General features: G+C 65.9%; 19 protein-coding genes. All 19 read right to left on the bottom strand.

Annotated elements, in window-relative coordinates:
* Nucleotides 1-159: 159 nt before the first annotated feature.
* The 19 genes from QZY01_RS03425 to bchF all read right to left on the bottom strand — a co-directional run bounded on the left by QZY01_RS03425 (nt 160) and on the right by bchF (nt 22,758).
* Nucleotides 160-1,203, bottom strand: coding sequence for a phytoene/squalene synthase family protein (locus QZY01_RS03425; RefSeq protein ID WP_294533362.1), 1,044 nt, complete (start codon nt 1,201-1,203; stop codon nt 160-162).
* The gene (locus QZY01_RS03420; RefSeq protein WP_294533359.1) at nt 1,184-2,713 is read right to left on the bottom strand and encodes a phytoene desaturase; all 1,530 of its coding nucleotides are present in this window, start codon (nt 2,711-2,713) and stop codon (nt 1,184-1,186) included. Before QZY01_RS03420 ends, QZY01_RS03425 begins: the two co-directional genes overlap by 20 nt.
* 69 nt (nt 2,714-2,782) lie before the next feature.
* Nucleotides 2,783-3,658 (bottom strand): alpha/beta fold hydrolase BchO, encoded by an 876-nt coding sequence (gene bchO / locus QZY01_RS03415; RefSeq protein ID WP_294533356.1) that lies wholly within the window; start codon nt 3,656-3,658, stop codon nt 2,783-2,785.
* A gap of 64 nt (nt 3,659-3,722) precedes the next feature.
* Nucleotides 3,723-5,495 (bottom strand): magnesium chelatase subunit D, encoded by a 1,773-nt coding sequence (locus tag QZY01_RS03410; RefSeq protein WP_294533353.1) that lies wholly within the window; start codon nt 5,493-5,495, stop codon nt 3,723-3,725.
* On the bottom strand, nt 5,492-6,508 hold the full coding sequence (gene bchI / locus QZY01_RS03405; RefSeq protein WP_294533350.1) for a magnesium chelatase ATPase subunit I: 1,017 nt from the start codon (nt 6,506-6,508) through the stop codon (nt 5,492-5,494). The genes QZY01_RS03410 and bchI overlap by 4 nt, the downstream gene beginning before the upstream one ends.
* Before the next feature lie 434 nt (nt 6,509-6,942).
* Complete coding sequence (gene hemA, locus QZY01_RS03400; protein WP_294533347.1) at nt 6,943-8,259, bottom strand: 5-aminolevulinate synthase; 1,317 nt, start codon at nt 8,257-8,259, stop codon at nt 6,943-6,945.
* Nucleotides 8,260-8,293: 34 nt separating this feature from the next.
* Nucleotides 8,294-9,400 (bottom strand): putative photosynthetic complex assembly protein PuhE, encoded by a 1,107-nt coding sequence (gene puhE, locus QZY01_RS03395; protein WP_294533344.1) that lies wholly within the window; start codon nt 9,398-9,400, stop codon nt 8,294-8,296.
* A 12-nt stretch (nt 9,401-9,412) separates the two neighbouring features.
* Entirely contained in the window at nt 9,413-10,474 is a 1,062-nt protein-coding gene (acsF, locus tag QZY01_RS03390) for a magnesium-protoporphyrin IX monomethyl ester (oxidative) cyclase (RefSeq protein WP_294533341.1), read from the bottom strand.
* On the bottom strand, nt 10,471-10,776 hold the full coding sequence (locus QZY01_RS03385) for a hypothetical protein (RefSeq protein WP_294533338.1): 306 nt from the start codon (nt 10,774-10,776) through the stop codon (nt 10,471-10,473). The genes acsF and QZY01_RS03385 overlap by 4 nt, the downstream gene beginning before the upstream one ends.
* Complete coding sequence (gene puhC / locus QZY01_RS03380) at nt 10,773-11,255, bottom strand: photosynthetic complex assembly protein PuhC (protein ID WP_294533335.1); 483 nt, start codon at nt 11,253-11,255, stop codon at nt 10,773-10,775. Before puhC ends, QZY01_RS03385 begins: the two co-directional genes overlap by 4 nt.
* A gap of 19 nt (nt 11,256-11,274) precedes the next feature.
* On the bottom strand, nt 11,275-11,919 hold the full coding sequence (gene puhB / locus QZY01_RS03375; RefSeq protein WP_294533332.1) for a photosynthetic complex putative assembly protein PuhB: 645 nt from the start codon (nt 11,917-11,919) through the stop codon (nt 11,275-11,277).
* On the bottom strand, nt 11,916-12,680 hold the full coding sequence (gene puhA, locus QZY01_RS03370) for a photosynthetic reaction center subunit H (protein WP_294533329.1): 765 nt from the start codon (nt 12,678-12,680) through the stop codon (nt 11,916-11,918). Before puhA ends, puhB begins: the two co-directional genes overlap by 4 nt.
* Nucleotides 12,677-14,122, bottom strand: a complete 1,446-nt coding sequence (locus QZY01_RS03365) for a BCD family MFS transporter (protein ID WP_294533326.1) — start codon at nt 14,120-14,122, stop codon at nt 12,677-12,679. The genes puhA and QZY01_RS03365 overlap by 4 nt, the downstream gene beginning before the upstream one ends.
* Nucleotides 14,119-14,820 (bottom strand): magnesium protoporphyrin IX methyltransferase, encoded by a 702-nt coding sequence (bchM, locus tag QZY01_RS03360; protein WP_294533323.1) that lies wholly within the window; start codon nt 14,818-14,820, stop codon nt 14,119-14,121. Before bchM ends, QZY01_RS03365 begins: the two co-directional genes overlap by 4 nt.
* Complete coding sequence (gene bchL, locus QZY01_RS03355; RefSeq protein WP_294533320.1) at nt 14,820-15,701, bottom strand: ferredoxin:protochlorophyllide reductase (ATP-dependent) iron-sulfur ATP-binding protein; 882 nt, start codon at nt 15,699-15,701, stop codon at nt 14,820-14,822. The genes bchM and bchL overlap by 1 nt, the downstream gene beginning before the upstream one ends.
* The gene (locus tag QZY01_RS03350; protein WP_294533376.1) at nt 15,698-19,429 is read right to left on the bottom strand and encodes a magnesium chelatase subunit H; all 3,732 of its coding nucleotides are present in this window, start codon (nt 19,427-19,429) and stop codon (nt 15,698-15,700) included. Before QZY01_RS03350 ends, bchL begins: the two co-directional genes overlap by 4 nt.
* On the bottom strand, nt 19,404-20,969 hold the full coding sequence (bchB, locus tag QZY01_RS03345) for a ferredoxin:protochlorophyllide reductase (ATP-dependent) subunit B (protein ID WP_294533316.1): 1,566 nt from the start codon (nt 20,967-20,969) through the stop codon (nt 19,404-19,406). The genes QZY01_RS03350 and bchB overlap by 26 nt, the downstream gene beginning before the upstream one ends.
* A 2-nt stretch (nt 20,970-20,971) precedes the next feature.
* Nucleotides 20,972-22,252, bottom strand: a complete 1,281-nt coding sequence (locus QZY01_RS03340; protein WP_294533313.1) for a ferredoxin:protochlorophyllide reductase (ATP-dependent) subunit N — start codon at nt 22,250-22,252, stop codon at nt 20,972-20,974.
* Nucleotides 22,249-22,758, bottom strand: coding sequence for a 2-vinyl bacteriochlorophyllide hydratase (bchF, locus tag QZY01_RS03335; protein ID WP_294533310.1), 510 nt, complete (start codon nt 22,756-22,758; stop codon nt 22,249-22,251). The genes QZY01_RS03340 and bchF overlap by 4 nt, the downstream gene beginning before the upstream one ends.
* Nucleotides 22,759-22,945 lie beyond the last annotated feature (187 nt).

Here is a 22,945-nt window from a genome sequence, read left to right as displayed (position 1 = left end):
CAGAATTATTCTTTCCCGTCGCCCGCCTCGCTTTGGGCGCGTTCGCGATCCTGTCGGATGCTGCGCTTTGTCGCGACCAACTGCCAAATCAGAATCGCCAGGATGACGCCGAAGGAAAAGACCATTTCGATGGCGCCGTAAGACTCACCCACCGGCGCCTCAGCGTCCCATTTGTTCGGCGCGCTCCAGGCGTTCAAACATTTCGAGCACGTTTACGAGGCGCGAACGCAGCGTCGCGCGCGCGACGGCAAAGTCGGGCGCGCGCTCGCGCAACACCGCCTCGACCAGAAAACTGGTCTCGGGCAGGGCCGGCGCCGCCGCGACGGAACGCGGGATGTAAGCGCGTACGCTGGCGTCGGCCAGCAGCGACAGCTTGCGCGCGCGTCCGACGCGCGCGCGCGCATTGACGGAATCGTGGCCACGCCGTTCGACCTCGCGGCCGATCTCGCAATAGATCGTCGCCGCCGCGAGAATGGCTGGCCGGCAAGAGGGCGGAAGCCGCGCCACGCCATCGCGCGCGCGCTGGTAAAGCCGGTCGGCCTCGGCGAGCAGGCGCGCGACGACGCCGGCCAGCGCGGGGGAGGGCGCCGGCGACGCCAAAAAGGCTTCGGCGTCGATCCCGGCCTCCTCAAGCCATTCGAGCGGCAGATAAAGCCGGCCGGCGCGGGCGTCTTCGCCGACGTCGCGCGCGATATTCGTCAATTGCATGGCGACCCCGAGGTCGCAGGCCCGCGCCAGCGCGAGCGGATCGCGCACATGCATCAGCAGGGTCATCATTACCCCGACCGTTCCCGCCACCCGCGCGCCATAGGCGCGCAGCTCCGATAGCGTCGCCGGACGGCGTCCCTCGCTGTCCCAGGCGAGCCCGTCGAGCAGCGCGAACGGAACCTCGCGGGGAATGCGATGAACCCGGGTGAGATCGGCGAACACCCGATCGGCGGGGTGATCCTCCGGGTCGCCGGCATAGACGCGGTCGAGCCTTTCGCGCAACCGCTCGACCGCCGCCGCCTTGGCAAAATTCTCATCTACCGCGTCGTCCGCGAGCCGGCAGAAGGCGTAGAGCCCGAAGGCCGGGCGGCGCACGGCGTCCGGCAACAGCCAGGACGCGGCGTAAAAGCTCTTCGATCCGCCGCGAATCGCGTCACGGCAGGCGTCATGGTCGGCGTCGCTCGCCAGATTCCCTTCAAACGAAAGCGGATGCATGTGGCGCCACCTTGTCAAGAACGCGCGCCGACGACAGCACGCCCGGAAGTCCCGCGCCCGGATGCACGCCGGCGCCAACTAGAAACAGGTTTTTTACGTCTTCGCTGCGGTTGTGCGGACGGAACCAGGCGCTTTGCGTCAGCAGCGGCTCCAGCCCAAAACCTTCCCCATGGGTGGCGTTGAGACGATCGCGAAAATCGATGGGAGTCGTCACTTTCGAAACGACGATATGGCGGCCAAGGTCGGGCAGCAGATTCGCTTCGAGCCAGGACTCGATGCGCTGGCGATAGGTCTCGGCCTCGACGCTCCAGTCCTGGCCGCCCTGAAGATTGGGCACCGGCGAAAGCACATAGAAGGCGTCGCAGCCCGGCGGCGCGACGGACGGATCGGTCGCGGTCGGGCGATGGAGGTAAAGACTGAAATCATCCGACAGTTTCTTGCGCCGGAAAATGTCCTTCAGCAATTCGCGGTAGCGCGGACCCATCAGGATGGTGTGATGGCCGACCTCGTCATAGCGGCGGTCGGTCCCGAAATACCAAAGGAACAGGCCCATGGAATATTTCGCGCGGTTCAGCTTGGCGTCGGTCCAGCGCCGCCGCGCGCTCGCCGGCACGAGATGGCGATAGGTCCAGGCGGAATCGGCGTTGGAGACGACGATATCGGCGCGCAGCCTTTCGCCGTCGGACAATTCGACGCCGACCGCCTTGCCGCCCTCGACCAGAATCTGGCTGACGTCGGCGCGGTAGCGGATTTCGCCGCCCTGCGACTCGATCAGACCGACAAGCCCGCGCGTGAGCGCGCCGGTGCCGCCGATCGCCGAATGAACGCCGAAGGTCGTTTCGAGGAAGGCGATCAGACAATAGATCGAGGAGGCGCGAAACGGATCGCCGCCGATCAGCAGCGGGTGGAAACTGAAGACGGTCCGCAGCCGCTCGTCTTTGAAGAAGCTCGACACCACGCTGTAGACGCTGCGATAGCCTTGCAGGCGGATCAGCTCCGGCGCGATTTTCGCCATGTCGAGTATCGAGTTGAAGGGCTCGTCGCCGAGCTTCTCGAAACCGATGCGGTAAATAGCTTCGCTCATCTTGAGGAAGGCGTCGAGATGATCGGCTTCTCCCGGCGAAAAGCGCTCGACCTCGGCCCGCATGGCGGCGCGGTCGGAGCTGTAGGTGAAGGTCGCGCCGTCGGGAAACCGAATCTTGTAGAACGGCTTCATCGGAACCAGTTCGACGTCGTCGGCAAGACGGCGGCCGCAGAGGCTCCATAATTCCTCGAACAGGAAGGGCGCGGTGACGATGGTGGGTCCGGCGTCGAAGGTGAAGCCGCCCATTCTATGCACGTAGGCGCGACCGCCGGGCGCGTCGAGGCGCTCCAGAATCTTGACCGCATAGCCGCGCGCGCCGAGCCTGACGGCCGCTGCGAGGCCGCCAAAACCGGAGCCGATCACGATCGCTACGGGTTTTGCCCGTCCCGACCCGCCATCTGAGTTGACATCTCGAACTGTAAACATAAATAGACACTATATACGTCATTTTCCAACAGACAAGTCGAATGTCGGCGCAAGGCGCGCCGGGACGGCTCAATCTGCAAAAAAGGCGGATTGGGCGGCCTCGATTTGATCGGCGACGGCGCGCGGGTCCTCCTCATGGGCGAGATGGCCGAGGCCCGGCAAGCGGATGATTTTCGCCCGTGGCAGGAATTTGGCGATTTTTTCGGCGTCGTCGGGGCGGATCGCCTTGTCGTTTTCGCCGACGATCAGCAAGGCGGGGATGGCGATGCGGCGCAGATCCTCGGGCATGCGCGTCAGATCCCAGTTCGCCATCATTTCCAGCGCGCCGGCGCAATGCGCGGGGTTTTGCATCAGGCGGGCGTAAAGATCGAGGCCCTGCGCGTCGAGTTTCGAGCCCATGCCGGCGATGAGTTGGGCGACCGAACCGCGATCGGCGCTCCAGGCGACAAAGCGCGCCGCGAGCGGGTTCAGGTGAAGCAGTCGCGCCAGGACGGGGAAAATCTGCCCGCCAAACCCCTCGAAGGGCAGAAAGGCCCCGTTGATGGCGACGAACAGGTCCGGCTCAAGCCGCCCCTCGGCGATGAGGCGGGCGAGGATCGCCGCGCCGGCCGAATGGCCGATGACCAGTTTGGGCGCGACGTCGAGCCGGGCGAGCAGCGCCGCGAGCGCCCGCGCATAGCCCTTGAGCGACCTGTCGGTCCAGCGTTCGGAGGTGGTGAAGCCATGTCCCGGCAGGTCGGGCGCGATCACGCGGTAATGCTCGGCGAGCAGCGGGCTCAGTCCGCGCCAGGAGTGCGTCGCCCCGGCGGCGCCGTGAACGAGCAGCGCGGGCGGGCCGGAGCCGATATCCTGCACATGCCAGCGAAACCCGTCCGCGACGACGAAACGGCTCGACTCGCGCAGCGGCCAGTCGGCGCCTTCGCGGGCGAAATCCAGACCTTTCATCGGTCCAAATCTTTCATCAATCGCGGTCTTTCATAAGTTCTGGCGTTTCAGTCGCTCTGGACCCTCATCGCTGCAGCGCGCCGCGCACGGCGGCGTTGATTCCGGCGGCGTCCGCCCGGGGCAGCTTGATATAGCGCGCGGTCATCGCCTCGGCCAGGGCCCGCACGGGCGCGTCGTCCCGCCCGGAGGCGCCGATCTGGGCCGTGTCTATGGCGAGCGCGGCGACATTTGCCGCGCGGATCCGGCGCGCGGCGTCGAGCGCGTCCTCCATCGCCCGTGGACGACCGGGCTCGCCGTCGCGCCCGATATTGGCGCGGCCGTCGGTCATCATCACGATCAGCGGCGTCTGGCCCTTGCGGCGGCTTTGATCGGCGACGCCGAGCGCGGCGTCGAGACCCGCCGCGATAGGCGTGCCGCCGCCGCCCGGCAGGCCGCTCAGCGCCCGCCGCGCCCTGGCCGTGGCGCGCGTCGGCGGCAGCACGAGTTCGCCGGTCCGCCCGCGAAAGGCGATCAGCGCGACGTGGTCGCGGCGCGCATAGCAATCGGCGAGCAGCAATTCGATCGCGCCCTTGACCTCGGCGAGCCGGTTCATCGCCAGCGAACCAGAGGCGTCGACGACGAAGATCGTCGTCGCGCCGCGCTTCTGGCGATGGCGGGTGATCCGGAAGTCCTCGGGTTTGACGATAATCCGCCTGGGCCCGGCCTGGATGGCGGCCCCTTGGGCGGCCGCGCCTTCGCGCAGCCGTCGCCAGGGCGCGGCGGCGCGAAGGGTGGCGACGAGGGCGAGCCTGCCCTTGGAAAGTTCGCCGGGCCGCGCGTCGAGCGGCCGGCCGCGTCGCAGCGAATAATTCTCCTCCCCGGACTTTCCGTCGCTGGCGCCGCTCCGGTTGCGCTGAACGCCGGCGGCCAGAGCGGCCAGCAAGCCCGGCGGCAGGGCCGCGCGGGCGGCTTCGAGCACGCGCTCCTCAAGCTCCCGGGGCGTATTGTCTTCTTCGGCCGTCTCGGTGTCATCAGCCTCATCCTCGGGCGGCGGCTCCTCCTCCTCCTCCTGGGGTTCGGCGGGCATCCGGGTGGCGCGCGGACCCAGCGCGAGCGCGGCGGCCAACTCGACATCCTCATCCTCGACCCGCGTCACGCCCCGCAACGCCGCGAGGCCGCGCGCCGCGCGCAAGGCGAACAGGACGGCGCGGGGCGAGGCGACGCCGAGTTCCACCGCGATTGCGACCAGCGTCGCACTCGCTTGCTGGCCGACTTCGACGCGCGGCGCGCGGATGCGCGCGGCGGCGAAATCTTCCTCCGACAGGATGGGCGGCTCGATGTCGCGCCAGCCGACGCCGTCGAGATCGACCCAGAAGGCCAGTCTTTCCGCGAGCGCGGCGGGCGCCGCCTCGTCGTCGCGGCCTTCGTCGAGCGCGACCACGCCGATGCGCGCGGGCAGGACCGCCGACAGGCCATCGCGTTGCAGGGCGATCTCGCCGGTATCCAGCGCGGCGGCGAGACGGGCCGCGACCCCGGTCGAGATCCGTTCCGCCATCGCCACGGCCAGCACCCCGCCGTCCGCCGCCGCGAGGACGCCGGTTTCGGCGATCGGCCTGCCGGCGCGCAAGGTGGCGGCGACGTCGAGACCGCCGATAAGCCGGTCGTCGGCGATATCGGCGGGCGCCCGAAAGAGCCGCATCGGCGCGAGGTCTGTAACGATCCTTGACATCAGCGCATCGCGCGCCGGACCCGGGCCCGAGCGCAGAAGCAGCCCGGAGCCAATCGGATCTAGTGCGAACAGGGCGCCGGCGAGGCTCGCGCGCCGCCAGGGCGTCGAGACGGCGTCCGACGCGGTCATGGCCCGAAAACCTCTTCGATCGCCCGCTGCACGCGCGGCGCCGAACCGCCATCGTCGAGCGGATTGCGGCGCAACCGGTGACTGAGGACCATGGGCGCGAGACGTTTTAATTCCTTGTCGCCGATCGCCGGAACGTCTTCGAGCGCCGCGAAGGCGCGCGCGGCCCGGATCAGCGTCAACTCGCCGCGCAAACCATCGGCGCCGAGCGCGATGCAGAGCCGCGTCGCGCGCTCCAGCGCCGCGTCGGAGGTCTCGACGCTCGCCACCCGTTCTCTCGCATGGGTGATCTGCGCGCGCAGCTTGCGCTCGGCGCCAGCCCATGTCCGATGAAACGCCTCGGGGTCGCGGTCGTAGTCGTTGCGCCGGCGCACCACCTCGATCCGCGTCGGCACGTCCTGTGGCGTCCTGACCTCCACGGCCAGCCCGAACCGGTCGAGCATTTGCGGCCGCAATTCTCCCTCTTCCGGATTGCCGCTGCCGATCAGCACGAAACGGGCGGGGTGGCTCAGGCTCAGCCCTTCCCTTTCGACAAGATTGACGCCCGACGCGGCGACGTCGAGCAGCAGATCGACGAGATGGTCCTCAAGCAGATTGACCTCTTCGATGTAGAGAAAACCGCGATTGGCGCGCGCCAGCAACCCCGGCTCGTAGTGTTTTTCGCCGGCGGCGAGGGCCCGTTCGAGGTTCAGCGCGCCGACCACCCGATCCTCGGTCGCGCCGAGCGGCAGATCGACGACGGGCGCGCCGCGCTGTTCCGCCTTCGGCTTCGCCTCGCCCGTGCAGGCGCCGCAGAGTCCGGCGCGGTTCTCGGGGGCGCAATTATAGGGACAGCCTGCGACCACGCGAATCTTCGGCAGCAGCGCCGCCAGTGCCCTCACGGCCGTGGATTTGCCGGTGCCGCGATCGCCGAAGGCAAGCACGCCGCCGACGGATGGGTCCACGGCGGCGATCATGAAGGCGAGTCTCATATCGTCCTGGCCGACGATCGCGGAAAAAGGAAAAGGATTGACCATAGGTTCTGACGTCCGGTTTCGACGCCTATATGTCATCCCGACCTGAAGGTTGGCAATCGTTTCCTCGCGATTTCCATCAAACCAGTTTGGCGGCTCGGGACAGGAAAAGTCGCGCCGTCGCGCTTTTTCGCGTGTCCGGCGGAGGCGCGCCGGGGTCGGGGACGCAAATGCGCGCCGCGCCGGAGCGCTTTCGAGCGAAATGGATGCGGGTTTGCGTCCACCGAAAGTCCGCGTCGGCGAATCAAACGCAAAAAAACGAGAGCGCGTTCGGAGAACCGAAGATCTCCGAACGCGCTCCGTTTGACGCCATATGCTTTTGCGAAAGGTCTTCGGCCTGTCAGGAATAGACCCCAGGCGCCGCGATTCAGGGAGGGCGCCCGCACCGACCGCGCCAGCGCGGCGAAGCGCTGGCGAATCGGGGCTTGAGCGACGTGCTATTCAGCCGCGTTGCGCATCTGCGGATAAACGCAGGCGGGCTCCGAACTCGGCGCGGGACGGCGCATCGGAAGAATCCGGGCGCTGGTGAAAGGCAGATCGAGTTCGCGCCAGACATCGACGATCGCTTCGACGAGGTCGGCCAGATGCGCTTCGGTATGGCGCGGCGTCGGCGTGATGCGAAGCCGCTCCGAGCCGATGGCGACGGTCGGATAATTGATCGGCTGGATGTAGATCGAATGCCGACGCATCAGCAGATCGCTCGCCGCCTTGCAGCGCGCCGCGTCGCCGATCATCAGCGGCACGATATGCGAGGGATTTTCGAGCACCGGCAAGCCGGCGGCCATCAGCGCGTGTTTCGTCGCCATCGCCATGAATTGATGGCGGGCCCTTTCCTCTCCCGACGTCTTGAGGCGCCTGATCGCGGCCCGCGCGCTCGCCGTCACCATCGGCGGCAGCGTGGTCGTGAAGATGAACTGGGGCGCATAGGACCGGACGGCGTCGACGACTTCCGCCTTGCCTGCGATATAACCGCCGAGCGCGCCGAAGCCCTTGGCGAGCGTGCCCTCGATCACGTCGATGCGGTGCATCAAGCCCTCGCGCTCGCAAAGGCCGCCGCCGCGCGCGCCGTACATGCCGACCGCGTGGACCTCGTCGATATAGGTCATCGCATTGTATTTTTCCGCGAGATCGGCGATTTCGGCGATCGGCGCCATATCGCCGTCCATCGAATAAAGGCTCTCGAACAGGATCAGTTTCGCGCGCTCCCTCGGTTGCGCCGCGAGCAGCCTTTCAAGATGGGCGACGTCATTGTGCCCGAACACCTGCTTTTCGCATCCGGCGCGGCGGATGCCCTCGATCATCGAATTATGATTCAGCGCGTCCGAGATAATCAGACAATCCGGCAACAGCGACGCAATGGTCGATATCCCCGCGAGGTTGGAAATCCAGCCCGACGTAAAGACCAGCGCGGCCTCCTTGTCGTGAAGATCCGCCAGCTCGCGTTCGAGTTCGACGATGGGATTATGCGTGCCCGAAATATTGCGGGTGCCGCCGGCGCCGGCGCCGTGCACGCCGATGGCGTTGGCGGCGGCGGCGATCACGTCGGGATGGCCGCCCATGCCGAGATAATCGTTGGAGCACCAGATCGTCACGTCGCGCGGGCTTTCGCTCGGGTCTTCAGGGCGCCAGAGGGCGGTTGGAAACCGATAGGCGTTGCGCTCAAGATTGGCGAAAACGCGATAGCGTTTTTCGTCCTTCAGCTTTTGCACAGCCGCGGAGAAATGGGCATTGTAGGCCTTGTCGTTCGGTTTCATTTCGTCCCTCCTGACAGATTGACTCTGATTGACTTCAAGCCGCGCAACCTTCGATCGCCGCCAGCAAACGCTGACGATCCATGCGACGGCCGATCGCGACAATACGTGGTTCCTGTGGGCGGCCCGGCGCGAAAGGCGTCATGCGCGCGCGGCTGCCGCTTATCTCGAAGGCGATCCAATGCGCCCGCGTGCGCATCGCGCCCCTGACCGCCTCCACCTCGCCGAAAGCGCCGGCGGCGACGAGTTCGAGGACCTGCGCGAGATTGCGCGCCTCGCAGAACGCCGGCAGCGGCGCGCTCCAGCTCTCCTCGCGCGCCTGCGCCGCCTTGGCGGCGAAGGCTTCGAGCGCCACCATCTCGCCCTCGATCATTCCCGAAAGATCATCCTGGCCGCGCCGCGACATCGGCCCCCACAGCGCATTGGCGTTGAGAGGCGCCACCAGGAACCAATGTTCGGCGACCGCAAGCGCCATCAGGGTCCCCAGCATCGTATAGCCGACGGCGTCGAAAGCCGTCGTGGCCGCCATGGCGTTCCAAGCCAGCCAGGTCGTCACCACCGTCGAAATCGTCACCGAGAACGGGAAGAACATGTTCATCGGCCGGCGCGTCATGTAGGTGGCCAGATAGCGCAGATGCTCGGGGATCATCTCCTCGCCCAGATTCGGCACGCCGAAAAACACGTTCAGCTTCGCGCTCTCGTGCATCCACCAAAGCGTCGCGTAGGTCCAGAATCCGAGTTGATTGGGCTGGTTGTGGGTCAGGGCAAGCAGAATCACCGCTCCGACGAGCGCGAAAAGTTCGTGATAGAGGCTGGTGCGCACGCCTTCGATGAATCGCGCCAACCCGCGAAGCCCGGGAGGGCAGGGCTTGCGCTGCGGGCCGGTGACAAAGCCGGTGTAGAAGCTGACGATCTGCCAGCCCCACAGGATCAAGCCATAGGAAAACGCCGCATAGGCGGAGTTGGCCGTCTGCTGGCCCCCCGTCGCCACGAGACCCCAAAGGGCGAGGACGACGAGCGCTGTCGCTCCGACCATGGTGTAGCGGAAGGTTTTCTGCGGCAGGCTGTCGACATAGAAGATCGCTCCGGTGGAGCCCCACCAAAGCGCCAGCGTCGCAAGGATCGGCAGAACATGATCCGTCAAGTTCGACACTCCTTACCAGATCGGCTTGAGACGTATTTCGGCCGGCAGCGGGTTGGCCTTGGCCGGAATCAGATAGAGGCGCGTGAAGACGAGCGCGGCTTTGGCCGCGCCAAACGCCTTCTTGACCTTGCCGGACAACCCGCCCTCGGCTTCGGCGCTTTCCATCGCGCGCGCGATCCCGACGAGGCGGTCGAAGCCCGCCTTGAAGCCGGGATTATCGAGATCGAGCGTCAGCGGGAAGGCTTGGCGCGTAATCTCCGAACACAGGCGGAAGACCTTGAAGTCGTATTCGTCCGGGCTGATGCCGACCGCCTTGTGGAATTCGGGCCGGTAATGGTCGCGGACATACATCGTTGCGTAAACCGAGAGCACGAAGAACTTGATCCACCAGACGTTGACGCCCTGGGTCAGCTTCGGATTGGCGCGCAGCAGCAGCGCAAAGGCTTCGCCATGCCGGAACTCGTCGTTGCACCATTCCTTGAATTTCTTGAAGATGGGATGGAAACGACGCTCGGGATGGCGTTCGAGCTGGCGAAAGATGGTGATGTAGCGCGCATAGCCGATCTTCTCGGAGAGATAGGTGGCGTAGAAGATGAATTTCGGCTGGAAGTAGGTGTATTTCTTGGCGCGTGTGAGGAAGCCGAGATCGACGCCGATGCCGAAATCCTTCAACGTGTCGTTGATGAAGGCGGCGTGACGCGCTTCGTCGCGGCTCATGAAGGTGAAGAGATCCTTCATGTCCTGATTTTTGGTCCGCTTTTTCATTTCGGCGTAAAGCACGCAACCGGAAAACTCAGCCGTGCAGGACGAGATCAGAAAGTCCCGGAATTCCTTGTCGAGTTCCGGCGCCAGTTCGAAATTCTGATCATACTCCTCGTCGCGCTGGAAATGCCGCTTGTTGAGGTCGGCGCGCATTTCCGCGATCAACTCATCCCATTGCGCGCGCACCGAACTGATATCGATCTTGTCCAGCGCTTCAAAATCGGTGGTGTAGAAGCGCGGCGTCAGAACCGTGTCCTGCTGCGCGATGCGGGTAGCCTCGGCCGTTTCGATATTCCGGATCGGGACGTTCATAGAGACCTCTTTTCGGAAAAGCTGACGTCGTAGAGTTCGGTGAGTTCAAGGTTGCCGGCGACCCGGGTCCAGAGCTTTTCTAAAGCGCCGGCGCGGGTAACGACGGCGCGACGGCGAACGACGATCCGCTCGCCATAAGGCGGGCGCTCGGGCGCATCGATGACCTGCACCTCGTCGCCCGGCGCGATCCTGAAATCGCCGTCGAATTCGACATGGGCGTGGAGCGATTCCGACGTGTTCTCGATTTCGACGGTGCAGGGAAATTCGAACTGCTTTTTGACGAAGGGAGACAGGAAGTTCATGGCGCCGTCTCCTTCCTCGATGAAAACAGGCCGGCGAACACCTCGGTCTGGTTGGGTCCGAAGGCGTCGAGATCGACCCGCCGCCCCGTCATTTCATCGGTCAGGGACAACGTGCCGTCGCTCCAGCGCGTGAGCTTGAACGGCGTCTGCGCGCCGATGCCGTCGCGCGTCCGCTCATGCGCGAGGCCGCGCATCATGCTGCGCAGGAAGCCATTGGTTCCCGGCTTGATCGTCGACAGGACCGCGCCATTGGAAGCATCGGTTATCGTGACGGAGCCGTCGTCGTGGTCGGCGAAGTGGAGAAGCAACGTCTGATAAGGCTGCGCCGCCGGCATGTGGACCGCGCCCATGTCGGCCGAGCGCCCAAACAGGGTGATGGAAAAAGCGAAGGCGAGCAGAACGGCCGCCCCGATCAGCAGGCCGCGCGGCGCGCCTTCGGGTCGATCGGCTCCCGTCTCCATGTTCGCGGTCTCACTCATCGTTTCGCTCCTGCTCGCCTCAGGCCAGCGCCGGAAGGTTGATTTCGCCGGTCCCGACGCCCGCCGCCGGGCGCTTGGCCGGCGTGGGCTCCTGCCCTGCCGCCGCCGACAGGGCGCGCCCGAGCGTCTCGGCGACCGCCTTTGCTTGCGGCACGCAACGCAGGGTCGGCTCCGGATCGGCGAATCGGAACGGACGGGCGCTCGGCCACAGCGCGATATAGGGAACGTGCTGATCCTTCGCGAGGCGCGCCGAGACGTCGCCGGTTCCATCCGCGTTCAAGCGAACATCGGCCGCGACAATGTGCTGGAACGGCAGATTGATGAAGATCGGCAAGGCGACGCCGCTCTTGATGACGAGGCGGCGCTCGGTAACGACATACAGGCTGTTGCGCGCCCCGAGCCAGGCGAGAAAGCCAAGCAGCGCCAGACTCGTCCCGCCGAATGCGAGCGAGCGCAGCGCCGCCAGGGCGGCGCTCGCGGCCCCTTCGTCGGCCAGGGCCGAGAGGAAGCTCCAGGCCGTCAGGGCCGCGAACCAGATCATCACCCAATCCGCGCGATAGGCTTTCCGCCAGAGGCTCGTCGGATCGGGGCGACCGAACCAGAGCACACGCTCCCCTGGCGGGATGTCGGTGGGCAACAGTTTTGCAAGGTTGACCGTTTTCATATCAGGGGCTCCGCGCGATCGTGGGTCGCATAGAGCGTGCCGGAGCCATAGAAGGCCCCGATAATCTCCTCTTCCTGAAGCGTAACGGAATCCGGGTTCTTCAGCTTCGGAACCAGCCCGATTTGTGCGGAAGTGAGCGCGTTGATCCTGATGGAGCGCGCATTGCCGTTGACATCGACGAAGTTGACGGGCGCCAGCACCGAGCCGCCCTTGTCGAGGGCGATCTCATAATAGCGCAAGACGGTCTCGCCGCGGTCGACCCAGAGGTCCTTGACGACGCCGGCGGCTTTGCCATCGGCGGCGATCGCCGCGAAACCGAGCGGGTTGGCGCCCTCGACGGCCACGGCGAAATTGGTCGCAACGCGAAGCGGCGCGATCAGATCATGACCATCCGCGGTCTGGTAGGGAAAGTCCGGCCTGACCGCCCAGGAACCGGGACCGACTCCGGCGAGCAGCGGCTCGCCGGTCGGCTCCAGCGGCGCGCCCGGCCATGGATCGCATTTGACCGCTTTGATCGGCCGCGCGTCGCCTTCATAGGTCGGCGCCAGAATGCTGGTTCCGTCGCTCAGACGAAAAGTTTTAGGATCGGGAATGAAGAGGAACCCTCGCTCCCTGAACCCGCCGTCGGACTCCGACTCGAGCGGGTAACCCTCGCGTCGGTCCTCCTGGCGCAGGTACCAGATCAGCGCCGCGAAAAAGGCAAAGAAAGCATAAAGAACGATTTGCGCCACATCGAGGTGGCCGATTGCGCCGTGGATCATGGCATGCCTCCGGGGTTTAAGCCAATGGAAGAGGGGCCGCGCAGCGAAGTCGTTTCGACCGCGTGGAATTGTCTCCGCGAGAGCGGCCCGATCGCGATAATCGCGGCGAGCAGCAGCAGGATTTCGATTGCATAGACCGCGCAATAGCCTGTGACGGGATCGGCGAGCGCTTCGCCGAGCGCGCCCTGCACCGCGAGCGAGCCAACCGAGTCATTGATCAAACCGCTGAACGCGATGGCCAGACCCGCCGCCGTCGACTGCGCGGCGCCCCAGGCGCCGAGCGCCAGTCCGCGGGCCTCGGGCCGGGCCGCAGCCATGCTCGCGGTCAGGCCGCCATGCGCGAACAGCCCGCCGCCAAAGCCGATGAGACCAACCCCCACGCCGAAAGCTTCAGGCGATTGCAGCGGAGCGGACACCAGGATGAAGGCGAAGGCGATCACGCCGACGAGGGCGCCGAAGCCCGCGACCCGATGCGCATCGGCGCCGAGGTTCAGCCGCCGCGCCGCCAGGAGCAAGCCCAGTCCGCCGCCGAGGGCGAGCATCGCGGTCAGCGTGGTCGTCGCCCCAACGGGGAGGCCGAGGATCTTGCCGCCATAGGGCTCCAGCAGAATGTCCTGCATCGAGAAACCGGCGGTGCCGAGGGCGATGGCGACAAGCCGGCGACGTGTGCGCGCCTCCCCGGCGAACAGGCTCCATGCTTCGGCGAATCCCGCGCGGCGGGCGGCCGGAGCCGGCAAGCTGTTGCGGGGCTCCTGCTTCCAGAGCGCGATCGAATTGAGAACGACCGTGACCACGGCGGCGCCCTGAATGACTTGAATGAGCCTCACTTCGCTGAAGGTGCGCAACACCAGGCCGAACACAACGGCGCTCGCGGCCATGCCGATAAGCAAACTCGCGCAGAGCAGCGCCACGACCTTGGGCCGCACGCGTTCGGGCGCCAGATCGGTCGCAAGCGCGAGGCCGACGGTCTGCACGGTGTGCAGTCCGGCGCCGACGAGCAGAAAGGCAAGCCCCGCCGCGACCTCGCCGACCCACATCGGCCCGGTGGTGTCGCCCGACAGCAGCAGCAGCGCGAAGGGCATGATCGCGAAACCGCCGAACTGCGCCATCGTGCCGAACCAGAGGAAAGGCACGCGGCGCCAGCCCAGCACCGAACGGTGGCGATCCGAGCGGAAGCCGATGACGGTGCGCAGCGGCGCGAACAGCAGCGGCAGCGCCAGCATGAGCGCGACGATCCAGGAGGGCACGCCCAGTTCGACGATCATCACGCGATTCAGCGTGCCGATCATCAGCACCGCGGCCATGCCGACGGTGACCTGAAACAGCGACAGGCGCAGCACGCGGCTCATCGGCAATTCCGCCGTCCCCGCGTCGGCGAAGGGCAGGAAACGCGGACCGAGGCGCATGAAGCCCTCGATGATGGCGGCGCTGGCGCGGTTCATATCGGGCGCGCCTCCATCGCTTGCGAGATGTAGAAGCCGCGCGCGACGCGATGCGAGCGCGTAAGACCCCAATCGGTGAGGCCGGCATGGCGCTTCATGGCGCGGTCGAGCGCGCGCGGCGCAATCGGCGCGATCGCCGGCGCGCGGTCGCCACGGGGGAAGACGCGGCCGACCGTGTGCATCACGGTCAAGGCCGCCGTGCGCGGCGCGATGGTGAACAGGACGGCGCGGGAGGTGCGGGAGGCGAATTGCGCGAGGACGCTGGCGATGTCGGGGCCGTCATAGTGGATGAGGCTGTCCATCGCCACGACATAGTCGAAGCGGCCGAGCTGCGGATCGAGCATGTCCCCGACGCGCCAATCGATATTGGTCGCGAAGGATTCGGTCTGCGAGCGCTCGCCGGCCAGTTTGACGAGGGTCGGCGAGATATCGATGGCGACGACGTGCGCGCCGCGCCTGGCGAGTTCGACCGCAAGCGCGCCGGACCCGCAGCCCGCGTCGAGGATTCGCGCGCCGCTCGGGTCCTGCGGCAGCCAGGACAAAAGATTTTCCCGCATCTCGTCTCGGCCGGCGCGCACCGTGGCGCGGATCGAGCCGACGGGCTCGTTGGAGGTCAGCCGCCTCCAGGCTTCGACCGCCGTGCGGTCGAAGTAGGTCAGAAGCTCGTCGCGGCGCGCGTGGTAGCTCAGGCCGGTCATTAGTCGAACCCCAGGAATTCAAACAGATCGCGATCCTTCATCGGCTGCGCCGCAATCGGATCGATTCCCTGCCAAAGCCGTTCGGCGAGCGCCAGATATTCATTGCAGACCTTGTCGATCTCGGGCGAGGAGTCCATTTCGAACAAGGTGCATTTCTTCAGGCGGCTGCGGCGCACCGCGTCGAGATCGCCGATATGGGCGACGCGCTCGAGGCCGGTTTCGCGGCAATAGCGGTCGATTTCGTCCGTGCCGGCGCTGCGGTTGGCGATCACGCCGCCGAGCCGGACATCGTAGTTCTTGGCCTTGGCGTTGATCGCGGCGACGATCCGGTTCATCGCGAAGATCGAATCGAAATCGTTGGCGGTGACGATGAGCGCGCGATCCGCATGTTGCAGCGGCGACGCGAAGCCGCCGCAAACGACGTCGCCGAGTACGTCGAAAACGACGATGTCGGTGTCGTCGAGCAGACGGTGTTCCTTGAGAAGCTTGACGGTTTGCCCGACGACGAAACCGCCGCAGCCGGTGCCGGCCGGCGGCCCGCCCGCCTCGACGCACAACACGCCATTATAGCCCTCGACGACATAATCTTCGGGCCGCAGTTCCTCGACATGAAACCGGACGGCCTCCAGCGCGTCGATCACGGTCGGCGCGAGACGCTTCGTCAGCGTGAAGGTCGAATCATGCTTGGGATCGCAGCCGATCTGCAGCACGCGCTTTCCGAGCTTGGAGAAGGCGACCGACAGATTCGACGAGGTCGTGCTTTTGCCAATGCCGCCCTTGCCATAGATGGCGAATACCTTGGCTGTGCCGATCCGCACATCGGGGTCCAGTTCAACCTGGACGGACCCTGGCGGCTGGGGACTACGGATAACTGTGTTCATGCGACCTCCGCGATAACGCCTTCAAGGCGATCTTCCATGGCCTCGCCCGCATCCCGCAGCGCCGAAAGCAGGGCGGGGTCGGGTTTCCAGTATCCGCGCTCATGGGCTTCCAGGAGACGGTTGGCGATCTTGGCGGTGGCCGTCGGGTTCAGGCTCGCGAGCCGCTCGCGCATCTCCGGGTCGGTCACATAGGTCTGCGTCAGACGTTGATAGACCCAGGGCTCCACCTGCTCCGTGGTCGCCGACCAGCCCATGGTGTTGGTCACATGGGTCTCGATCTGGCGCACGCCCTCGTAGCCATGCTTGAGCATGCCCTCGTACCATTTGGGATTGAGCATGCGGGTGCGGGTTTCGAGCGCGACCTGTTCGTTGAGCGTGCGCACCAGGCCCTGTCCCTTGGTCTGATCGCCGATATAGACCGGCGCGACCGAGCCTTTGGCCCGTTTGACCGCCCGACTGATGCCGCCGAGTGTGTCGAAGTAATTATCGACCGTGGTCACGCCGAGTTCAACGGAGTCGAGGTTCTGGTAGGCGAGATCCACGCCGCCAAGCACGCTCTTGAGCAGTTCCGGCCGCTGGACGGGCGCGCCCGCGCGGCCATAGGCGAAGCCCTTGCGCCGCGTGTAGGTTTCCGCCAGTTCGTCCTGATTTTCCCAGTTTCCGCTCTCGATGAGGTTGTTGACATTGGAGCCATAGGCGCCATCGGCGTTGCCGAACACCCGCAGCGAAGCCGTCTCGAGATCGCCGCCATGCTCGGCGACAAAAGCGAGCGCGTGCTTGCGCACGAAGTTGCGATCAATCGGCTCGTCGGCGCTGGCCGCCAGGAAGGCGGCTTCCGCCAGCAGCTTGATTTGCAGGGGCAGCAGGTCGCGGAAAATGCCCGAAAGCGAAATCACGACATCGACGCGTGGACGGGCGAGTTGTTCGAGCGGAATGAGCTTCGCGCCCGCAAGCCGGCCATAGGAATCGAATCGCGGGGCGGCGCCCATCAGCGCCAGCGCCTGGGCGATCGGCGCGCCTTCGGTCTTCAGATTATCGGTGCCCCAGAGCACCATCGCGATGGTCTCGGGGAAGGGATGGCCGTCGCTGAGGTAGCGTTCGAGCAGGCGCGCCGCCTGTTTCGCGCCATCCTGAACCGCAAAGGCGCTGGGGATCCGGAACGGATCGAAACCATGCAGATTTCTGCCGGTCGGCAGAATTTCCGGCATGCGCAGCAGGTCGCCTCCCGGCGCCGGCCGCACGAACCGGCCGTCCAGCGCCCCCAAAATGCCGGCGACCTCATAATCGCGCGACAGAAGATCGGAGGGACCCGCCAGCGCCCGCAGCGCGTCGCGAGTCGCCGGTTCGCGCGAGATCGAGTCGATCGCGACGCCGCCGACCAGAGCCTTGACGTCCTCGCGCGCCAGATGGACGCCCTGAGAGGCCTCGGCCATCGCCAGCAGCATGTCGACGCGCTCTTCGCTGGACAGCGGTTCGCCAACGATGTGGAGGCCATGCGGGATCAGCGTATATTCGAGTTCGAGGACGGCGTCGCCGAGCGCGTGGATGCTGGACTCGGCGTCCGGACCCCAGGCCGGCTCGGCTTTGGCGAGATCCAGTTCGCTGGCCTGCAATTGAATGATCTCGGCAAGGTCCCGGCGTTCTTCGTCGGCGTCCGGCGCGCACCGGCGATAGCGATCGAGCGTCGCCTTCAGATCGACGAGGCCGCGATAAAGGCCGGCATTGGCGACGGGCGGCGTGAGATAGCTGACGAGCGTGGCGCCGGCGCGGCGTTTGGCGATCGCGCCCTCGGACGGATTGTTCGACGCATAAAGATAGAAATTCGGCAGATCGCCGATCAACCGATCCGGCCAGCATGAGCCGGAAAGGCCGGTCTGCTTGCCCGGCATGAATTCCAGCGCCCCATGCGTGCCGAAATGCAGCACGGCGTCGGCGCCAAAATCTTCCTTCAGCCAGCGGCAGAACGCGGAAAAGGCGTGGGTCGGCGAAAATCCGTGCTCGAACAGCAGCCGCATCGGGTCGCCTTCGTAGCCGAGGGCGGGCTGAATGCCGACGAATACGTTGCCGAACCGCTCGCCGAGCACATGGATCGACGCGCCATCGGTGTTCTGCCGGCCGGGGGCCGGGCCCCACTGGGCTTCGATCTGCTTCAACCAGCGCTCGCGGCGCACGTGGTCGTCGACGGACACCCGCGCGTGGACGTTGGCGACGGCGCCAAAGCGCTCGGAATTGCCGTGAATGATGGCGTTTCGCAGCGCGTCGACGCTCGCCGGCGGATCGAGCGTATATCCTGCCGCCTTCATCGCCACGAGAACGCGGTGCAGCGACTCGAACACCGACAGATAGGCCGCGGTTCCGGTATTTCCGGCGTTCGGCGGAAAGTTGAACAGGACGATCGCGATCTTCCGCCCGGCGCGCTCGGAACGGCGCAGCACCGCCAGTTTCTCGACGCGCGCGGCCAGCGCCTCGGCGCGCTCCTTGCAAACATGCATGTCGCGCAGGCTTTCCGACTGCGGGAAGCGGCATCCGTCGGCGCATCCCGAACAGGTCGTTCCGCCCTGCGCGCGCCCGCCGAACACCGCCGGGCCGGTGGAGCCGTCGAGTTCGGGAATCGCCACCATGATCGTGGATTCCACCGGCAACAGGCCTCGCTCCGACCCCTGCCATTGTTCCAGCGTCTGGAATTCGACGGGATGGGCCGCGATATAGGGCACGTCGAGCCGGGTCAGGATTTCGTCCGCCGCCTTCGCGTCGTTGTAGGCCGGGCCGCCGACCAGGCTGAAACCCATCAGCGACACCATCGCGTCGATGGTCGGACGCCCGTCCTGGAAGAAGAATTTTTCGATCGCCGGCCGGGCGTCAAGGCCGGTGGCGAAAACCGGGACGACCTTCAACCCGCGCGCTTCCAGCGCCGCGATCATGCCATCGTAATGGCCCGCGTTGCCGGCGAGCACATAGGAACGCATGACAAGAACGCCAACCGTCGCCTTGGTCCGGCCGGCGGTCTGCGGAAGCTTGTCGAGCGATTCGGCGACACCGCCGGGAATGCCGGGATGATAGACGCCGACGTCGGGATATTCTTTCGGCGGCAAAGCCTTGATCGCGCCGCGAAGGCTCCGCCTCGGACCGTCGGCGTAGCGATCGACCAGAGAACGAACCAGATTGGCCATGTTCTCTTCGGAACCGGCGAGCCAATATTGCAACGTCAGGAAATAGGCGCGCACATCCTGAGCCGTGCCGGGAACGAAACGCAGCAGCTTCGGTATCCGGCGCAGCATCGTCATCTGGTTGGCGCCCGCCGACCCGGTTTTCGGCTTGCCGCCGCGCAATTTCTTGAGCAGGGCCATCGGCCCGCTCATCGGCGCGCTCATATCGAACTTGCCCATCCGGGTGAGCTTGGTCACCTCGCCCGCCGACATCGCGCAGACCATGGCGTCGCAATTGTCGCGGCGAGCCATCAGCGCCGGGAGCAACGGCTGAAAATGTTCTTCCAGGAACAGCATGACGCCGATGATGATGTCGGCGTCGGCGATATCGTCGAGGCAGTTCCGCAATCTGCCGGCGTCGGCGGCGAATTCGGACGCCGCGTGGACATGCAGCTGCAATCCGGGAATTTCCTTTTCCAGGGCGAGACGCGCGCGATCGGTCGTGCTGGCGACATGCGAGTCCATCGTGACAATCACGACTTTCACGGATGTTTCCTCAACGGCCGTAGTGGGCTTTCGCATCATACAAAGTCCCCAGACTGATCGTCGTCAGGCCGCGCTCGCGCGCGAACTTCTCGGTGTTTCCGCGTGCCTTGCCGCGAACGAAAAACGGTATCTTGCGCAGTTCCTTCGACGCCTCGTCGCTCCATTGGGGGTCGAGCGGCGCCGATTTTTCCGCCAGCGCGGACAAGGGCGGCGCCTGGGCTGCGGGGGCGCGTTGCGGCGCGGAGAAGGCGCCCAGATGCGACGCGCTCGCGCCCTCGTGAAATTCCGAATCCTCGCGGAACATGCCGAGCAGATGCTCCTCAAGCCCCATCATCAACGGATGAACCCAGGCGTCGAAAATGACGTTCGCGCCCTCGAAGCCCATCTGCGGCGCATAGCGCGCCGGAAAATCCTGAACATGGGTGGGCGATGAGATGACGGCGCAGGGCAGTTGCAGCCGCTTGGCGATGTGACGCTCCATCTGGGTGCCCAGCACGAGGTCGGGCTGCGCGGCGGCGATTGCTTCCTCGACCTCAAGATAATCGTCGGTGATCAGCGCCTCGATGTCGTGAACCTTGGCGCGTTCGCGGACCTCGCGCGCCCATTCCCTCGAATAGGTCCCGAGACCGACGACGTCGAAGCCCATTTCCTCGCGCGCAATCCGCTCCGCCGCGAGCGCATGGGTTGCGTCGCCGAAGATGAAGACGCGCTTGGCCGTCAAATAGGTCGAGTCGACGGAGCGCGACCACCACGGCAGCCGCGACTCCTCGATCTTCGACTCCTGCAGCGGCGCGCTCGCATTAAGGCTTGCGAGGGCGCGCACTTCGGCGATGAAGTCCCGCGTCGCGCCGACGCCGATCGGCGCCGTCCTGGTATAGGGCTGGCCATGCGCCTTTTCGAGATATTGCGCGGTCGGCAGGGCGATCTCCGGATAGAGCACGATGTTGAAGTCGGCCTCGCCGAGCCGGGTCAGGTCGTCCGGCGACGCCCCCAGCGGAGCGGTGACGCCAATATCGACGCCGAGCGCGCCGAGCAGTTTCGAGATCTCCACCGTATCGTCGCGGTGGCGGAAGCCGAGGGCCGTCGGGCCGAGCAGGTTGGCGAGCGGACGCGGCCGTGACGGGCGTTGGCGGCGCCCGCCTGAAAGCCCGCGCGCGAGGCGGTACAAGGTCTCCGCCGCGCCCCAGTTTTCCTTCTTGTCATAGGCGGATAGTTCGAGCGGAATGACGGGGATGGGCAGGTCGAGCGCGCGGGCGAGGCCGCCGGGATCGTCCTGAAGCAGTTCGGCAGTGCACGAGGCGCCGACGATCATCGCGCGCGGGCTGAATCGCTCGAAAGCTTCATATGCCGAGGCCTTGAAGATTTCAGCGGTGTCCGAGCCGAGATCGCGCGCCTGGAAGGTCGTATAGGTGACCGGCGGCCGCTCGGCGCGGCGCTCGATCATGGTGAACAGCAGATCGGCGTAGGTATCGCCCTGCGGCGCGTGCAGCACGAAATGCAGGCCGTTCATGGCGGTGGCGACGCGAATGGCGCCGATGTGCGGCGGACCCTCGTAGGTCCAGAGCGTCAGCTGCATGGCTAGACCTCCAGACGCGACCGGCGCGCGAGCGGCCGGGCGAAGAGTTCGGCCAGATCGCCGGCCTGATCGTAGCCCTGAATGGGCGTGAACAGCAGTTCGATCGACCATTTGGTCGGCAGGCCCTCGGCTTCGAGCGGGTTGGCGAGACCCAGGCCGCAGACGGTAAGGTCGGGACGCGCGGCGCGGCACCGATCGAGCTGGCGATCGACGTCCGGGCCCTCGAAAAGCCGCGCTTCGGAGGGAAGCAGGGCGAGTTCCTCCTCTAGCAGCTGCCGGTGAAGATAGGGAGTGGCGACCTCGATCGGCCGCATTCCGACCTCGCGCGCGAGAAACCGCGCCAGCGGGATCTCGAGTTGCGAGTCCGGGAAAAAGAAGATCCGCTTGCCCGAAAGCCGCTCGATATGCCGGGTGAGCGATTTCTGGGCGCGCGCGCGCCCGGGGGCGACCGCCGTTTCGAAGCGCGACGCCGGGACGCCGAAAGCGTCGGCGGCGGCCTTGAGCCAGAGCGTCGTCCCCTCGGCGCCAAGCGGAAAGGGCGCGGCCAACCGCCGCGCGCCGCGCGATTCGAGGGCCCGGGCGGTTTCGGCGAGAAAGGGCTGCGCGAGGAGGAACCGCGTATTCGGCCCTACCGCCGGCATGGCCGAGGCGCGCCGCATCGGCAGGAACCGCGCATCGGCGATGCCGATATCCGCGAAGATAGCGGCGAATTGGTCCTCGACAATGTCGGCGAGCGCGCCGACGACGAGCAGGGAAGGGGCCGCCGTCGCGGCTTCCGCCGGCAATTCCGGAACCAGCGCGGCAAGGCACGCGTCCTCGCCCTCGGTAAAGGTCTTCTCGATGCCGCTCCCCGAATAGCTCAGCACGCGGGCGCGCGGCTCATGCTGGCGGCTCAGGCGCCGGGCGGCGCGAACCAGGTCGATCTTGATGACCTCCGAGGGGCAGGAGGCGACGAGAAACAGCAGCTTGATGTCGGGCCGGCGCTCCAGCAGCCGCGAGACCACGCGGTCGAGTTCGTCGTTGATGTCGGCGATGCCGGCAAGGTCGCGTTGATCGAGGATCGCCGTCGCGAAGCGCGGCTCGGCGAAAATCATGACGCCGGCGGCCGACTGAATGAGGTGCGCGCAAGTGCGCGAGCCGACAACCAGGAAGAAGGCGTCCTGAATCTTGCGATGCAGCCAGACAATCCCCGTCAGGCCGCAGAAAACTTCGCGCTGGCCGCGTTCCTGGACAAGCGGCGGCGCGCCCGGCGCGGGCGGGCGAAGGGAAACCGTCTGGTTCATGGCGCGCACTCCGTCGCCGCGACCGCGTCGGCGGATTGAAGCCTGGCCATGCGCAGCTTCAGCACGAATTGCGTGGCGTTGATCGCATAGGCCGCATAGGCCGCGAGAGCGATCATCATCTGCCCCCGGGCGTCCAGGGAATGGGTCAGCAGCGCCGCCAGATAGGCCGTGTGCAGCGCGATGACGGCCATGCTGAAAACGTCCTCCCAGAAGAAGGCCTCGGCGAACAGGTAAACGCCGAACACCACCTTCTCCCAGATCGCGCCGGTGATCATTATGGTGTATAGCACCAGGGTCTTCACGACGATGGACGCCGTCGCCGCCTCTTGCCCCTGACCGGTCAGCAAAAATCGTGTCACCAGCGCGAGGGAGATCAAGAAGACCAGGAACTGGAACGGAGCGAGAAGGCCCTGGACGAGCGTCCATACGGTGGCGTCGCGCCGCTCCCGCTGCTCTGGGGTGTAAAGCGATTTGGATGTCGGGTTGCTCGTCCGATGACCGCTCATCTACCCTTCCCTCGATCGGCGGGTGTCCCTCGAAAAGGCGTCGAAGCCCTCGCCTTCGCAACAATCCTAGGTCGGGCCCATAAAAAATGTCAAGATAAATTGACGTCAACTAAAAAATACATTTAAATCGGTATCGAGCGTATGAATGGCCGTGGTTTGGCCGGGCAGGAAGACCCACGCTTGGCGC

It is taken from the genome of uncultured Rhodoblastus sp., assembly GCF_903903185.1.
Classification (GTDB): Bacteria; Pseudomonadota; Alphaproteobacteria; order Rhizobiales; family Beijerinckiaceae; genus Rhodoblastus.
This window is presented reverse-complemented; position numbering and strand designations above follow the sequence as displayed.